Genomic DNA, 15,449 nt, shown 5'->3' on the forward strand with positions numbered 1-15,449 from the left:
TCAGCTGCTGACCAGCCTGATCGCTGGCTCGTGCCGCCGACGCGCCTTGCGCACGTACATGGCGGCATCCGCCTCCTCCAGGGCACGGCCTGCGTCGGATTGCGCCCCCAGCAGCGCGACGCCCGCGGAAGCGCCCGCGGTCACGTGTTGGCCGCGAAAGACGAAGCACAATTCGTCGATCGCCTGCTCGAAGGCCGCGGCCTTCGCCTTGGCGTCGGTCTCGCTGAGATTCCAGAGCAGCAGCGCGAACTCGTCGCCCCCGAGCCGGCCGACCACGTCAGAGGCACGGACCTGTCGTGTCAGCGTGGCGACGATCGCCTTGAGCACCTCGTCACCGGCGGCATGACCGAACGAATCGTTGATCGGCTTCAGCCGATCGACGTCGAGCACGATCAGTGCCCCGCTGGCGCGGTAGCGCTTCATATAGGCGATGGCGCGCGCGAGCTCGCGCTCGAAGCCGCGCCGGTTGGGAATGTCGAGCAGGAAATCGGTGTCGGCCGCAGCTTCCAGTTCCGCGACCCGGCGCTGCGCCTGCTTGAGCTTGGCTCGCAAGCCCCGGATTGTCGCCCTGACGTTTTCCTCCGCTGCGCCATCGCCTGAGACGGCACGCTGGGGCGGCTTCGCCGGACGCTTGGTCAGCCGTTTGGGGGCGGATCGGCCGGCGCTGGTCTTCCGGCCGTTTTTTTTGGCCTTCGCAGCACTCGCCCTTTTTGGTTTCTTCATGGGCATCCTGCTCAATGAAGGCTTGCGGGGATTCACCAAGACAGGATAGTGGATTCCCTTCTCCTTGCCACCGCCTTGCGAGCCGCCGGCCGGAACCGTAGATCTGGCCTATGTTTCTGTTTTTCCGGGCACAATTGATGTCATGACCGCGCCGATCGCCATCATCATGGGAAGCCAGTCGGACTGGGACACGATGCGGCATGCCGCCGACACGCTTGCAGCGCTCGGCATTGCCGCCGACAGGCGCGTCGTCTCGGCTCATCGCACGCCCGACCGGCTGTTCGCTTTCGCCAAGGGCGCCAAGGCCGCAGGTTACAAGGTCATCATCGCCGGCGCCGGTGGCGCTGCACATCTGCCCGGCATGGCGGCGGCGCTGACGGAACTTCCGGTATTCGGCGTTCCCGTCGAATCCAAGACGCTCAAGGGCGTCGATTCGCTCTATTCGATCGTCCAGATGCCAGCGGGTGTCCCGGTCGGCACCCTCGCGATCGGCAAGGCCGGCGCGATCAATGCCGCGCTGCTTGCAGCCGCCGTGCTGGCATTGTCCGACCCGGCGCTGTCCGATCGCCTCGCCGCCTGGCGCAAGGCGCAAACCGAGGCGGTCGCCGAGCGCCCGGAGGACAAGGCGTGACCGGCACCAGGCATGTGAAACTGAAGCCCGGTGACACCATCGGAATTCTCGGCGGCGGACAATTGGGCCGGATGCTGGCCATGGCTGCGGCCCGGCTTGGCCTGCGCTGCCAGGTGTTCTCGCCGGATCCGGACTCGCCGGCTTTCGACGTCGTGCTGAACGCGACCTGCGCCGAATATGCCGATGTCGAAGCGCTCGAGCTGTTCGCGAACGACGTCGACGTCATCACCTATGAATTCGAGAACGTGCCCGCAGCAGCCGCGATGGTGCTGGATGCGCGCCGACCCGTGCTGCCCGACCGCAAGATCCTCGAGACCACCCAGGACCGGCTCGCGGAGAAGGATTTCGTCACGCGGCTCGGCATCGGCACCGCAGCCTATGCCGACGTCACCTCCGTCTCCTCACTGCGCGAGGCGATCGCCAGGATCGGCCTTCCCGCCGTGCTGAAAACCCGCCGGTTCGGTTATGACGGCAAGGGCCAGGCCATCATCCGCGAGGGCGACGACATCGCGAAAGTGTGGACCAGCCTCGCCACCAAATCGGCGATCCTGGAAGCCTTTGTCCCGTTCGAGCGCGAGATCTCGGTGATCGCCGCCCGCTCGACCACAGGCGAGGTCGAATGTTTCGACGTCACCGAGAACGAGCACCGCGACCACATTCTGAAGATATCGCGCGCGCCCGCGCCGATTCCGGCTGTGCTCGCCGAGGAAGCGCGCAGCATCGCCGGCAAGATCGCAGGCGCGCTCGACTATGTCGGCGTGCTCGCTGTCGAGATGTTCGTGCTCGCCAATGGCAGCGGACCGAGGGTGCTGGTCAACGAGATCGCGCCGCGCGTGCACAATTCCGGGCACTGGACGCTCGATGGCGCCTCCGTCTCGCAGTTCGAGCAGCACATCCGCGCCATCGCCGGCTGGCCGCTCGGCAAGCCCGTGCGCCACGGCGAAGTCGTCACCATGACCAACCTGATCGGCGACGAGATCAACGATTACGAAAGGTGGTTGAGCGTGCCGGGCGCGACCGTGCACATCTACGGCAAGGGCGCACCGCGCCCCGGCCGCAAGATGGGCCATGTCACCGAAGTCAGGCCGCCAAGGGGCAAATGAGGGGACCGCAGCTGCTGGCCGCGATCCCCTTTGCGATTACGCCGTCTTCACGCCCGCGACGACGCCGGTGGGCTCCTCGCTGAGCCAGCGATAGATCACCCCGCCCAGCGCGCCGCCGATCAGCGGTGCAACCCAGAACAGCCAGAGCTGTGACAGCGCCCAGCCGCCGACAAACAGTGCCGGGCCCGTGCTGCGCGCCGGGTTCACCGAGGTGTTGGTCACGGGAATGCTGACGAGATGGATCATCACCAGCGCAAGCCCGATCGCGAGCGGTGCGAAGCCCGCCGGCGCGCGGCCATGGGTGGCGCCCATGATGATGAACAGGAACATCATGGTCATCACCACCTCGGTGAGGAAGCCGGCCATCATGCTGTACTGACCGGGCGAATGCGCGCCGTATCCGTTCGACGCGAAGCCCTTGCTGACGTCGAAGCCGGGCGCCCCGCTGGCAATGACATAAAGCAGCGATGCGGCCACGATCGCGCCTGCCACCTGGGCGACGACATAAGGCAGGATCTGGCCGGCCGGAAAGCGGCCGCCGGCAGCGAGACCGACCGTGACCGCCGGGTTGAGATGGCAGCCCGAGATGTGGCCGATCGCATAGGCCATGGTGACCACGCTCAACCCGAAGGCAAGGGAAACGCCGACAAGGCCAATACCGACCTGGGGGAAGCCGGCCGCAATCACCGCACTTCCGCAGCCGGCGAATGTGAGCCAGAAGGTGCCGATGGCTTCGGCAGCGTATTTTTTCATGTCCATTGTGGTCCCCTCATTGCAAAACCCCGGAACAAGCTCCGGTCGCCGCCCCGCCCATGGCGTCAAACCGCCCAAATCGGGGCCGCGTGGAGGTATTTTCGCCGCATTTAATGGCCGAACTTGGCCCGAAAACCCGCTTTGCCGGTGGACATCCAAGGTTTTGTCTGATACATCGGCGCGCTCAAGGTTAAGGGCTTGCGCGTTTTGCCATCCCCTTTGACTTACCAGAATTCAAATCCGATCCACCTGAAGAGGATGCCGCGTGCAGGTTCTCGTTCGCGATAACAATGTTGATCAAGCCCTCAAGGCGCTGAAGAAGAAGATGCAGCGCGAGGGCATTTTCCGCGAGATGAAGCTCCGCGGTCATTACGAGAAGCCCTCCGAGAAGAAGGCCCGCGAAAAGGCCGAAGCAGTGCGCCGTGCGCGCAAGCTGGCCCGCAAGAAGCTGCAGCGCGAAGGCCTGCTGCCGATGAAGCCGAAGCCGGTGTTCGGCGCGGGCCCCGGCGGTGATCGCGGCGGTCGTGGCGGCCCCGGTGCAGGCCCGCGCGGCCCGCGCTGATTTGCCGAATCCGTAAGAGTTCAGTTTTCGATGACGCGGGCCCCTGGCCCGCGTTATTGTTTGTGAGCGGTGCCTTTCTGGGACGGGCACTACCGATGCGGCACCAGCGCGAGCGAACCGTAGATGGCCTCCCCTTTCCCCGAGCGTGGCTTGCCGCGGCTACGCCAGATCTGGCGGCAGCCGCTCGCGCTGGCCGTGATGGGGATCGCGCTCTGCGGCTGCTCCTTCGATCTTGGATCGCTACTCCCTGAGAAGGACAAGCCGCAGGAAGCGCCCAAGGCGGCCGCGCCCGCCGAGAGCGCGGTGAGCGCCGGCAACGTCACCGAAGCTCATGCCCATACCGCGAAGGCCCAGTCCCTGGCGAAGTCGGGCGAGACCGCGGCAGCGCTCGACGAGTTCAATCGCGCGGTCGGGCTCGATCCCTACAATGCGCAGGCACTTTATGGCCGCGCCCTGATCTACCAGAGCAAGAACCAGCACGACTTCGCGATTGCCGATTTCAGTGCCGCGAGCGGGCTCAACCCGCAAAAGGTCGAGCCGCTGCTCGGCCGTGCCATCAGCTATCTCGCGCTCGGTAAGGTCAAGGAGGCCACTGCCGATCTCGATGAAGCCTCCGAGGTCGATCCGAACAACGCCCAGGTCTGGACCACGCGCGGGCAGGCCTACGAACGGCTCGGCGACAGGGCCAAGGCGGCGGCGTCCTACACCAGGGCCGTCGCGCTTCGTCCACGCGATGAGGCCGCCCGCAGCGGTCTTGCCCGCGTCGGCGGCTGATTGCGCGGCTCAGCTGTCGCTTTAATCGGGGGTGGCGCCCTTCGGCAGCACCGCTTGGAACATCGACTTCATGCCCGACAGCATCTCGTCGGCGACATTCGTCTTCTTCGGCCGCGGCATGGGGCCACCGGCATCGGCCCGAAGGTCGAGCGGCGGTGCGATCACCGGCACGGGAATATCGGCCGGCGGCGTCACCCGAGTCGGGTCGACATTGCCGATCGTGGCCGTGTAGGACGGGCTCCCTTGTGAGGCGCCGCCATTGCCATAGGCCTCGGATGAAGGCGTCGACACCGTGATCGGCGGCGGCAGCGGGCGGACCGTGGACGGCTCCGCGGCGATGACACGTGGGGCTTCCGGCGTGCGGGCGGCTTCTCGCACCGCAGGCTCCGCCGGCCTCTCGGCCGGCTTGGTTTCGGCAGATTTGGCTTCGGCAGATCTTGCCTCGGCGGCCCTGCCCTCCGGCGACTTGCGCAACCGCTCGATGGCAGCGCGGGCGAGATCGTTGGCGTCGGGGGTCGGGGCCGGGGTCACAGCAGCCGACGCCGAATTGGCCTCCACGATGGCAGGCGCCGGGTTCGACTTGGCGGCGGCTTTCTCACGCGCGGGCGTACGACCCCGCGGGCTGGTTTCGGCGGGGGCCACGTCTGCGGCCTTGGTCTCGGCAGCGGGCTGATGATCGGCGGGCTTCTCGGCTGCCTTGTCCGTCCCGCTCTTCTCGGAGATGCTCTTCTCCGAGATGCCCTTGGCCTTGACGCCGTGCGCGGGGAGGTTGGCGGTATCGGTCGGCTTGCCCTCGCTGCCAGGCTGGGCCGGCGCCGTCACGGCTGACGGAGCATCGGGGGCGGGCTTGGCGTTGATGTAGTGGTTAACGATGTACGCCCCGATGATCGTCGCGAGCACCGAGGGGAAAATATCCATCGAGATTTTAGCGAGGTATTTCAGCATTTCTCGGCCACTCCCCGCGCGATCTGATGCGGGAACTTTAGGGCATTGTGAGGGATCAACTGCGACGGATCAATGGCAAAGGGTAACGCCGAACTTACGGCTTCAGCTCGATTTCAAGGAACACGATCTCAGTTGAGGTTTCGTTAAGTACATCATGTTGGACGCCGGCCTTGCGGAAGTAGGATTTTCCGGCCGCGAGCTGCGCCTTGGACCGTTCGCCACTGGGCGCCACGATGGTCATCTCGCCGGCGGCGACGGGAACAATCACATAATCCATCCCATGGGTGTGATGCCCGGTGGCGCTACCCGGGGCGAGCCGCCATTCGGTCACCCGGACCTGCTCGTTGTCGATCTGAACCTCGGACTTGGCGGCAAGCATCGAAACTCTCCTTTTGCACTTCAGGGCACGAAAACCATGAACACGTAGACGGCAAATACCACCATATGGACCAGTCCGAACAGGACATTGGTCCTGCCCGTGCCGAAGGTCAGCATGCTCAGGAAGAAGGTCAGCAGCAAAAGCACGCTGCCCTGGGCGCTGAGGCCGAGTTCGAGCTCCTTGTCGAGCGCGTAGGTGGCGACGCCGACGGCAGGGATCGTCAGACCGATGGTCGCCAGCGACGAGCCGAGCGCAAGGTTGATGCTCTTCTGGAGATCGTTCCTGCGGGCCGCCGCGATGGCCGCGACCCCCTCCGGCATCAGGATCAGCAGCGCGACCAGAAGGCCGGCGAAGGCCGACGGCGCACCGATCCTGGCGCCGACGGCATCGACCACAAGCGAGAATTTCTTGGCCAGCAGCACGACCGCCAGAAGCGAGACCAGGAGCAGCGCGACGGTGAGCGCGAGCGCCCCGGCCGACAGGTGCACCTCCCCGCCCTCGCCCTCGGCCCGTTCATGAACGAAGTAGTCCTTGTGCAGGACGGTCTGGGTGTAGAGAAACACTCCGTACAGCGCGAGCGTGACCACGTCAACGAAACCGAGCTGAACCGCCGAATAGACCGGCCCCGGCGTGGTCGTGGTGTAGTTCGGCAAGATCAGCGTGATGGTCGCGAGCGCGAACAGCACGCTGAGATAGACGTTGGCTCCCGAGAGCTGGAAGCCCTGCTCGCGATAGCGCAGGCCGCCGATGAAGATGCAGAGGCCGACGAGGCCGTTGCAGACGATCATGACGACAGCGAATACGGTGTCGCGCGCCAGTGCCGGGGCAGGCTTGTCGCCCAGCATGATCGTGGTGATCAGCGCGACTTCGATGATGGTCACCGAGAGCGTCAGCACCAGCGTGCCATAGGGTTCGCCGACCCGCTCCGCGATCACCTCGGCATGATGAACCGCGGCGAACACGGTGCCGAACAGGATGACCAGAAGGACGACGGCGAAAACGAATCCGGCAAACGACAGCGTGAACACATAGTCCGTCGCGCTGACGGCTGCGAACAGCAGCACGGCCAGCGCCGGGAAGACCCAGGCCGACCGGGGCATCGGACTATGCGCGCTCATCCACCACTTCCATTTGCTTGAATGAGCAGTAGCAAATCAGGAGCGAGATTCAATGCCAGTGCAGGATCGGCGCCACCGGCAGCAGCGTCAGCAGCAGGAACAGGGTGGATCAGCACGACACCCGCGCGCAGGAGATAGCCGAAGAAGCTCGGCATCTCGATGCCGTTCTCGCTGGCAATGCTGCTGACCATGAAGTTCGGCGCGTTGCCGATATAGGTGAGCGCTCCCATGTAGACCGCCCCCATGGAGATCGAGGCAAGCGTGCCGGAGAGCTGATGCATCAGCACTTGCGCATCCCCGCCGGCGAGCTCGAAGAACAACAGATAGGTCGGAGCATTGTCGAGGAGCGCGGACATCAGGCCGGTGAACCAGAAATAGGCGACCTCGCGCGGCGCGCCGTCCGGCGCCGTCACCGCAGACAGCAGCCAGGCGAACGCACCGTGATCGCCGGCATTGAGCATGGCAATGACCGGAATGATGGCGACGAAGATGCCGGCGAACAGCTTTGCGACCTCGCGGATGGGCTCCCAGGTGAAGCCGTTGGCCTGCCGGTGCTCGTCCGGCGTGAGCCACACCGACAGCGCCGCAATCGCGAGCAGTACCATGTTGCGCGCGATGTCCTCCAGCTCCAGCCTGGTGCCGAGAATATCGAACGCGATGCCGGGCTTCCACATCGCCGATGCCAGCAGACTGGCGACGATGGCCGCAATCAGCACCAGATTGACGAGCCCGCGGATGCGCACCGGCTGCGCGGGGCCGGCACCGTCGGGCGGCGGCTCGCTCCGGAAGCGCCAGATATCGACGACCACGAACATCGCGAGCAGCAGTCCGGCTACGATCGCGGTTTGCAACCAGAGGGCCCGCGTGGTCCAGAAGAAGTCGACGCCGTGCAGGAAGCCGACGAAGAGCGGGGGATCGCCGAGCGGGCTCAGTGCGCCGCCGACATTGGCCACCAGGATGATGAAGAAGATGACGACATGGGTGTTGTGGCGCCGCGGCCGGTTGGCGCGGATCAAGGGACGGATCAGGATCATCGCGGCACCCGTGGTGCCGACGACGCTCGCCCCCAACGTACCAAGCGCGAGGATGCCGGCATTGGTCGCTGGCGTCGCCTTGATGTCCCCGGTGATGAGGACGCCGCCGGCCACGACATAGAGCGAGAACAACAGCACGATAAAGCCGAGATATTCGACCAGCACGGCGTGAACGAGCGCCGCCAGCGTCGCCATGCCGCCGGCAAAGATGACGAGCGAGGCGAGCGCCAGCAGCGACCAGGCCGCGGCGATCTTGCCGTAATGGTGGTGCCAGAATTTTGCGAACAGCAGCGGGCCCAGTGCGATCGACATTAACAGGCCGGCAAAGGGCAGCGCATAGGGCCAGCGCATCGCCGCGCCGTCGAGCCCGGTCGCGGCCCACGCCTGATGCGGCAACAATGTCAGGATGGCGACGAGAGCCTGGCTCCAGAGCCGCGTGACGAGCCGTTTAGGATCCAATGAATTGCCTTGCCTTTTCGACCGCACCGAAGGCGTCGAGATTGTCGTGTCCGCCACCCGCAAAGCGAACGAACTGCTTCGGTTCGCGCGCGAGCGCGAACAGACGCTCTCCGAACATGATCGAAATGACAAGGTCATTGGTGCCATGCATCACCAACAGCGGCACCGTGACGCGCGCGATCCGTTCGTCGGAACGAAACTGGTCGCGCATCAGGAGGCGCACCGGCACGAACCGGAATGCCAGTGCGGCGATGTCGACCGTCGAGGTGTAAGGCGCCTCCAGGATCAGCCTGCCGATCGGGAGTTCGGATGCGAGCGCCACCGCCACGCCCGTCCCCAGCGAAAAGCCCCAGACGACGATACGTTCCGCTCCATAGCGCGCAGTGGTGAAAGCGTAGGCGGCTGCGGCGTCGCGCAGCAGGCCCCGTTCGCTCGGTGCCCCGCTCGAGCCGGCATAGCCACGATACGACAGGGCAACGAGACCGGTGCCGTCGGCCGTCATCGCCTTGAAACGGCTGACGCGGCCGGCGAGAAAATCGCCATTGCCGGGGAAGTACAGGATCACAGGACGACCTGGCCTGGCCGGCACGTGCCAGGCGACGATTCTCTCGCCGTCCGACGTGGTCAGCACATGCTCTTCCGCCTCGGGAAGACCGGCAGCATCGGGTGCGGTGCGGCCGACGGGCGGGATCGGAAACAGCATCTCGCGCTGCCGGACATACAGCACGACGAGACCGACAAGATAGATGGTCACGAGCAGGATGGCGATCCACTTGACGATGGTCATCATTGCCCGGCCCGGTCCTCAGCTGAGACTAGGGCTTGCGACGGCCCCGCAGCAATTTCATGACATCGGGCCGGAGACTCGCCGGAACGTCGCGACAGCCGCACGCCGCCTTGTGAGCAGCGTGCCATGCGATGCGCTGCTCGCGCGTCGCCTTGGGAGGCATGGGATGAGACCGGTGCCAATCCTTGTTGATGGCCGCGGTCCGTGTGCCTCGCGCTACATCGCCTTGACGATGTTCTCGGTGACCTTCTTGGCGTCGCCAAGGAGCATCATGGTGTTGTCGCGATAGAACAGCGGATTGTCGATGCCTGCGTAACCAGAGGCGAGCGAGCGCTTGATGAACATCACGGTGCCGGCCTTCCAGACCTGGAGCACCGGCATGCCGTAGATCGGCGAGGACTTGTCCTCTTCGGCCGCCGGGTTGGTGACGTCGTTGGCGCCGATCACGAAGGCGATGTCGGCCTGTGCGAATTCGGAGTTGATGTCCTCGAGCTCGAACACCTCGTCATAGGGCACGTTGGCCTCGGCGAGCAGCACGTTCATGTGGCCGGGCATGCGGCCGGCGACCGGGTGAATGGCGTATTTCACCTCGACGCCTTCCTTCTTCAGGATGTCGGCCATCTCGCGCAGCGCGTGCTGGGCCTGCGCCACCGCCATGCCGTAGCCGGGCACGATGATGACCTTGGAGGCGTTCTTCATGATGAAGGCCGCGTCGTCCGCCGAGCCGAGCTTGGCCGGCTTCTGTTCGCCGGTTCCCCCGCCGGCCGCGGCGGTCTCGCCGCCGAAGCCGCCGAGGATGACCGAGATGAAGGACCGGTTCATCGCGTGGCACATGATGTAGGACAGGATCGCGCCGGAGGAGCCGACCAGCGCGCCGGTGATGATCAGCGCGGAATTGCCGAGCGTGAATCCGATGCCGGCCGCGGCCCAGCCGGAATATGAGTTCAGCATCGAGATAACGACCGGCATGTCGGCGCCGCCGATCGGGATGATCATGAGCACGCCGAGCGCCAGGGCGAGGATGACGATCATCCAGAAATCGAACGCGCTGCCTGACAGCACCAGGCCGACGATGAAGAACACCAGCGCCAGAGCCAGCGCGATGTTGATGATGTGGCGGAACGGCAGGATGATCGGCGCACCGCTCATGCGCGCCGACAGCTTCAGGAACGCGATCACCGAGCCGGTGAAGGTCAGCGCGCCGATGGCGACGCCGAGCGACATCTCGACCAGGCTCTGCGGATGGATGTTGCCGGGGGTCCCGATGCCGAAGGCCTCGGGCGCGTAGAACGCGCCGGCCGCGACCAGCACCGCGGCCATGCCGACCAGCGAGTGGAAGGCGGCGACCAGTTCCGGCATCGAGGTCATCGGCACGCGGCGGGCGATCACCGCGCCGACGCCGCCGCCGATCGCGACCGCGAGGATGACGAGGATCCACGCGACGCCGTCGGCCGGCGGATGGCTTGCGAGCGTGGTGGCGACCGCAATCGCCATGCCGATCATGCCGAACAGATTGCCCTGGCGCGACGATGCCGGGCTCGACAGCCCGCGCAGCGACAGGATGAACAGCACCCCCGCCACGAGATACAAGAATGCAGAGAGATTGGCGCTCATCTCAGGTCCCCATTGATCCCTTCAGCCCGAGGTGGCCGCTCACTTCGACTTCTTCTTGTACATCGCCAGCATGCGCTGGGTGACAAGGAAGCCGCCGAAAATGTTCACGCAGGCGAAGACGAGCGCGACGAAGCCGAAGCCGCGCGCCCAGCCCGAGCCGCTCGAAATCATGCCGACACCCACCGCGAGCAGCGCGCCGACCACGATCACCGAGGAGATCGCGTTGGTGACGCTCATCAGCGGCGTATGCAGCGCCGGTGTCACCGACCAGACGACGAAATAGCCGACGAAGACGGCGAGGACGAAGATCGACAACTGGAAGATGAAGGGGTCGACGAGCTGTGCTGCATGCTCCATGGCGGCTCTCCTTAAACCCGATTTAAGATGATTTGGGCTGGAAGTTCGGGTGGATCACGGCGCCGTCTTTCGTCAGCGCAGTGGCCTTGACCAGTTCGTCGTCCCAGTTGACGGCGAGCTTCTTCTCTTTCTTGTCGACCATGGTCTCGATGAAGGAGAACAGATTGCGGGCATAGAGGCTGGAAGCCGAAGCCGCGACGCGGCCGGCAACGTTGGTGTAGCCGACGATCTTGACGCCATCGACATCGACGACCTCGCCCGGCTTGGCACCCTCGACATTGCCGCCGCGCTCGACGGCGAGATCGACCAGCACCGAACCCGGCTTCATCGACCTGACCATGTCGGCGCTGACGAGCTTCGGCGCCGGCCGGCCCGGAATCAGCGCGGTCGTGATCACGATGTCCTGCTTCTTGATGTGCTCGGCGGTGAGCGCGGCCTGCTTGGCCTGGTACTCCCGGGACATTTCCTTGGCGTAGCCGCCGGCGGTCTGCGCGTTCTTGAATTCCTCGTCCTCGACCGCGAGGAATTTCGCGCCGAGCGATTCGACCTGCTCCTTGGTGGCGGGACGCACGTCCGTGGCCGTGACGACGGCGCCGAGACGGCGCGCGGTCGCGATCGCCTGCAGGCCGGCGACGCCGACGCCCATCACGAACACCTTGGCCGCAGGCACGGTGCCGGCGGCCGTCATCATCATCGGGAAGGCGCGGCCGAAGGCCTCGGCGCCCTCGATCACGGCGCGGTAGCCGGCAAGGTTCGCCTGCGAGGAGAGCACGTCCATCACCTGCGCGCGGGTGATGCGCGGCATCAGCTCCATCGCGAATGCGGAGATGCCGGCATCGGCCATCGTCTTGAGCGCCGCCTCGTTGCCGTAGGGATCCATGATCGCAATGACGAGCGCGCCGCGCTTGTACTGCGCGAGCTCGGACGCCTCGGGGCGCTTCACCTTGATGATGATGTCCGCGTCCTTGAGCGCGTCGGCACTGACGGTGGCGCCAGCCGCGGTGAACTCGGAATCCGGCAGGCCCGACTTGATACCCGCACCCGGCTCGACGGCAAGCTCGGCGCCCAGCGCTTTGAACTTCTTCACCGTGTCAGGCGAAGCCGCGACGCGCGGCTCCGACGGATCGATTTCCTTGGCAACGGCAATCTTCATGAGGCCTCCGGCGACGCGGGAAAAAGCGCGCACGCGAACTAAGCGTTACTCCCGCAACGTTGGATACCGGTTTTGGGACCGGCTTGAATGCAAATTTTATGGGCACCGACGACGCTGGCGGTGCGGCAGTCGATGGATCAGGTGAGGAAGATCGCCATCAGGATCACGATGAGCGCGACCGAGGCCGTGCCGTACTTCACCAGTTTGATGAAGCCCTCATAGGTCTGCTCGTGGGCAACATAGTCGTTGCCGTCGGCGGTGGTGTACGCCACTTCGCTATGGTCAGCCATGGAATGTCCCCAGTCGAAAGTCGAATTCTCGGGCTGGGATACCTGAAAGATTTAGACAGGGCAACGGCACCGAGGCGGGGTTTTCCCGCAAATCGGGTCATTTGGAATCCAGATTGTCGCGGATCCAGCGCGCGAGGCTCTCCTCGCTGACTTCGCCGGCAGCGAGAGAGAGTATGATGGTCGTCGCTTCCGCCGGATCGGGACTGAAGGCCACGCCATTCTTGTGCAGAAAGACCATCAACGCCATGAAGGCGATGCGCTTGTTTCCGTCGACGAATGCGTGATTTTTCGCAAGGCCGAATGCATATGCTGCAGCGAGTTCGTCCATCGGCGCCTGCTCATAGCGCCATTTGTTGATCGGCCGTTCCAGCGCCGACCGCAACATGCCTTCATCACGCAATCCCGACGCACCACCGAAGCGCCGGAGTTGGCGACCGTGAATGGCGACAGCCTGTTCGTAGGTGATCCAGAGCGGCTCCTGGGGATAGCTCATTGCATGGCCGACTATTTCGCAAGCGCCGCGAGCGTGTCGCGATACTTGTCCATCACCTCGTCGGCGATCTCCATCGTCCGCTCGAAGTCGGGATCGTAAGGCAGCAACTGAAAACCACCGCCGGGTAATTCCACGACGTGCAATTGCTGTCCGCGCTTGAGATCGAGCCGCTGCATCAATTCACGGGGCAGCAGTAGTCCGTCGGAATTGCCAATCTTCTTGATCTCGATCTTCATGGCATGGGCTCCAGCGCGTTATACATATGTATAACATCGTCGAAGCCTTAGTTCAACAAATGTTTTACGTGCGCCCCGCCCCCAAAAGCGCCCCGGGCACCTCAGCCCATCGCCTCCAGCTCGTCGATCATCCCGGCAATGACGCTGAGCCCGCCGTCCCAGAACTTGGGGTCCTTGGCATCCAGCCCGAACGGCCGCAGCAGCTCGGAATAGTGCTTGGTTCCACCGGCGGCGAGCATGTCGAGATAGCGCTCGGCAAAGCCTTCGGCCGCATTCTCGTAGACGGCGTAGAGCGAGTTCACGAGGCAGTCGCCGAATGCGTAGGCGTAGACGTAGAACGGCGAGTGGATGAAGTGCGGGATGTACATCCAGTAGTTCTCGTAGCCCGCCTTGATCTCGATCGCGGGCCCCAAGCTCTCGCCCTGCACCGACAGCCAGATCTCGCCGAGCCGCGTCGCGGTGAGCTCGCCATTCTTGCGCTCGGTGTGGACCGCCCGCTCGAAGGAATAGAACGCGATCTGCCGCACCACGGTGTTGATCATGTCCTCGACCTTGCCGGCGAGCAGCGCCTGCCGCTGCTTGGCGTTCTTGGTCTGGGCCAGCAGCCGCCGGAAGGTCAACATCTCGCCGAACACGCTCGCGGTCTCCGCCAGCGTCAACGGCGTCGGCGCCATCAGCGCGCCGTTCTTCGCGGCGAGCACCTGATGGACGCCATGGCCAAGCTCATGCGCGAGCGTCATCACGTCGCGCGGCTTGCCTTGGTAGTTCATCAGCACGTAGGGGTGCGCCGACGGCGTGGTCGGATGCGAGAACGCCCCCGGCACCTTGCCCGGCCGCACCGGCGCGTCGATCCAGCGATCGGTGAAGAAGCGCTCGGCGATGTCGGCCATCTCAGGCGAGAAGCTTCGATAGGCCGTCAGCACCATGCTTCGCGCCTCCGGCCAGGCAATGACGTCGGTCGCTGCAAACGGCAGCGGCGCGTTGCGGTCCCAATAGGCCAGCCGCTTCTTGCCGAACCACTTCGCCTTCAGCGCGTAATAGCGGTGCGACAGCTTCGGATAGGCCGCGCGCACCGAGGCGACCAGCGCGTCGACGACCTCGCGCTCGACGCGGTTGTTCAGGTGGCGGGAATCCGCGACGTCCTTGAAGCCGCGCCAGCGGTCGGAGATGTCCTTGTCCTTGGCCAGCGTGTTGGTGATCAGCGCAAAGGTGCGCTCATTGGCCTTGAAGGTCTTCGCCAGCGCCTCCGCCGCGCTCTTGCGCTTGGCGCCGTCGCGGTCCTGCAGCAGGTTGAGCGTCGGCTCGATCGCGAGCTCCTTGGAGCCGACCTTGAAGCGCAGGCCGGAGATGGTCTGGTCGAACAGCCGGTTGAAGGCGGAATAGCCGGTCTGCGCCTTTTCCAGGAAGAGCTGCTCGAGCTTGTCGTCGAGCTGGTACGGCTTCTCCTTGCGCAAATCCTCGATCCAGGGACGATAATGCGCGAGCTCGGCGGCCTGCATCGCGCGGTTCAAAATATCGTCATCGATCCGATTGAGCTCGAGCGCGAAGAACAATAGATGCGTGGACGCCGCCGTCAGGCGCTCGGACACGTCCCCGTAAAACTTTGAAATCGCAGGGTCCACGCTGTCGCCGGCATGGACGAGGCCGGCATAGGAGCCGAGACGGCCGGCGAGGTCATCGATCGCCTCATAGCGTCGCACGGCTTCAGCGAGCCATTTTCCGCCATCTTCGTTTGCTGTCCCTGTCGCCAGCTTGCCCTTGTAGTCCGTCTCGAAGGCGACGCAGTCGGCATCCAACTTTTCGAGATCGCGCGCCACTTCCGGCGCGTCGATCCCGGAATAGAGATCGGCGAGGTTCCACTCCGGAATCTTGCCCGTCTTGCTCGCAGGGTTTGCGGGCGAAGGCTCGGAGGTTTTGTTCTTGGCAGCGGATTTCTTGGCAGAGGATTTCTTGGCGGCTGATTTCTTGGTGGCTGGCTTGCGGAGTGCAGATTTCGAGAGAGCGGCCTTGGAGCGCGAAGTCATTGTGTGGAAAACCT

Annotated in this window: 17 protein-coding genes and 1 pseudogene; 4 read left to right on the plus strand and 14 right to left on the minus strand. The window is 64.7% G+C overall.

Going from position 1 to position 15,449, the window contains the following annotated elements; genetic code table 11:
- Positions 1-723, minus strand: coding sequence for a GGDEF domain-containing protein (locus tag ABIG06_RS05645; RefSeq protein ID WP_370134918.1), 723 nt, complete (start codon positions 721-723; stop codon positions 1-3).
- Positions 724-865: 142 nt separating this feature from the next.
- Between ABIG06_RS05645 and purE the strand changes: the two genes are divergently transcribed.
- Positions 866-1,354, plus strand: coding sequence for a 5-(carboxyamino)imidazole ribonucleotide mutase (gene purE / locus ABIG06_RS05650; protein WP_370134920.1), 489 nt, complete (start codon positions 866-868; stop codon positions 1,352-1,354).
- Positions 1,351-2,457, plus strand: coding sequence for a 5-(carboxyamino)imidazole ribonucleotide synthase (locus ABIG06_RS05655; RefSeq protein WP_370134923.1), 1,107 nt, complete (start codon positions 1,351-1,353; stop codon positions 2,455-2,457). The genes purE and ABIG06_RS05655 overlap by 4 nt, the downstream gene beginning before the upstream one ends.
- Positions 2,458-2,493: 36 nt before the next feature.
- Here ABIG06_RS05655 and aqpZ read toward each other — a convergent pair whose 3' ends face one another.
- Positions 2,494-3,216, minus strand: a complete 723-nt coding sequence (gene aqpZ / locus ABIG06_RS05660; protein ID WP_370134926.1) for an aquaporin Z — start codon at positions 3,214-3,216, stop codon at positions 2,494-2,496.
- Positions 3,217-3,475: 259 nt separating this feature from the next.
- On the opposite strand from aqpZ, the gene rpsU reads away from it, so the two are divergent.
- Together rpsU and ABIG06_RS05670 are read left to right on the plus strand one after the other, a co-directional pair.
- Positions 3,476-3,772 (plus strand): 30S ribosomal protein S21, encoded by a 297-nt coding sequence (gene rpsU / locus ABIG06_RS05665; protein WP_008546194.1) that lies wholly within the window; start codon positions 3,476-3,478, stop codon positions 3,770-3,772.
- A 123-nt stretch (positions 3,773-3,895) separates the two neighbouring features.
- Positions 3,896-4,546, plus strand: coding sequence for a tetratricopeptide repeat protein (locus ABIG06_RS05670; RefSeq protein WP_370134929.1), 651 nt, complete (start codon positions 3,896-3,898; stop codon positions 4,544-4,546).
- A 21-nt stretch (positions 4,547-4,567) separates the two neighbouring features.
- Here the strand turns inward: ABIG06_RS05670 and ABIG06_RS05675 are convergent, their stop codons facing one another.
- The 12 genes and pseudogenes from ABIG06_RS05675 to ABIG06_RS05730 all read right to left on the minus strand — a co-directional run bounded on the left by ABIG06_RS05675 (position 4,568) and on the right by ABIG06_RS05730 (position 15,435).
- Positions 4,568-5,491: a hypothetical protein gene (locus tag ABIG06_RS05675; RefSeq protein WP_370134932.1), complete on the minus strand. Its 924-nt coding sequence runs from the start codon at positions 5,489-5,491 to the stop codon at positions 4,568-4,570.
- 94 nt (positions 5,492-5,585) lie between these two features.
- Positions 5,586-5,870: a cupin domain-containing protein gene (locus ABIG06_RS05680; RefSeq protein ID WP_124162840.1), complete on the minus strand. Its 285-nt coding sequence runs from the start codon at positions 5,868-5,870 to the stop codon at positions 5,586-5,588.
- A gap of 20 nt (positions 5,871-5,890) precedes the next feature.
- On the minus strand, positions 5,891-6,988 hold the full coding sequence (locus ABIG06_RS05685; protein WP_124162839.1) for a calcium:proton antiporter: 1,098 nt from the start codon (positions 6,986-6,988) through the stop codon (positions 5,891-5,893).
- A 49-nt stretch (positions 6,989-7,037) separates the two neighbouring features.
- A pseudogene (locus tag ABIG06_RS05690) lies at positions 7,038-8,373 on the minus strand (sodium:proton antiporter).
- Positions 8,374-8,470: 97 nt separating this feature from the next.
- Positions 8,471-9,268 (minus strand): alpha/beta hydrolase, encoded by a 798-nt coding sequence (locus ABIG06_RS05695; RefSeq protein WP_370140798.1) that lies wholly within the window; start codon positions 9,266-9,268, stop codon positions 8,471-8,473.
- Positions 9,269-9,484: 216 nt separating this feature from the next.
- Complete coding sequence (locus tag ABIG06_RS05700; RefSeq protein ID WP_124162837.1) at positions 9,485-10,882, minus strand: NAD(P)(+) transhydrogenase (Re/Si-specific) subunit beta; 1,398 nt, start codon at positions 10,880-10,882, stop codon at positions 9,485-9,487.
- A 39-nt stretch (positions 10,883-10,921) separates the two neighbouring features.
- Positions 10,922-11,239, minus strand: a complete 318-nt coding sequence (locus ABIG06_RS05705; RefSeq protein ID WP_028180801.1) for a proton-translocating transhydrogenase family protein — start codon at positions 11,237-11,239, stop codon at positions 10,922-10,924.
- Positions 11,240-11,261: 22 nt separating this feature from the next.
- Complete coding sequence (locus ABIG06_RS05710; RefSeq protein WP_124162836.1) at positions 11,262-12,392, minus strand: Re/Si-specific NAD(P)(+) transhydrogenase subunit alpha; 1,131 nt, start codon at positions 12,390-12,392, stop codon at positions 11,262-11,264.
- A 137-nt stretch (positions 12,393-12,529) separates the two neighbouring features.
- Positions 12,530-12,682: an aa3-type cytochrome c oxidase subunit IV gene (locus ABIG06_RS05715; RefSeq protein WP_008136857.1), complete on the minus strand. Its 153-nt coding sequence runs from the start codon at positions 12,680-12,682 to the stop codon at positions 12,530-12,532.
- A gap of 97 nt (positions 12,683-12,779) precedes the next feature.
- On the minus strand, positions 12,780-13,175 hold the full coding sequence (locus ABIG06_RS05720) for a type II toxin-antitoxin system death-on-curing family toxin (RefSeq protein ID WP_370134939.1): 396 nt from the start codon (positions 13,173-13,175) through the stop codon (positions 12,780-12,782).
- A gap of 11 nt (positions 13,176-13,186) precedes the next feature.
- Positions 13,187-13,411, minus strand: a complete 225-nt coding sequence (locus ABIG06_RS05725) for an AbrB family transcriptional regulator (RefSeq protein ID WP_124162834.1) — start codon at positions 13,409-13,411, stop codon at positions 13,187-13,189.
- Between the two features lie 101 nt (positions 13,412-13,512).
- Entirely contained in the window at positions 13,513-15,435 is a 1,923-nt protein-coding gene (locus ABIG06_RS05730) for a M3 family oligoendopeptidase (RefSeq protein WP_424578087.1), read from the minus strand.
- Positions 15,436-15,449 lie beyond the last annotated feature (14 nt).

This window comes from Bradyrhizobium sp. USDA 326, from assembly GCF_049739485.1.
Lineage (GTDB): Bacteria > Pseudomonadota > Alphaproteobacteria > Rhizobiales > Xanthobacteraceae > Bradyrhizobium.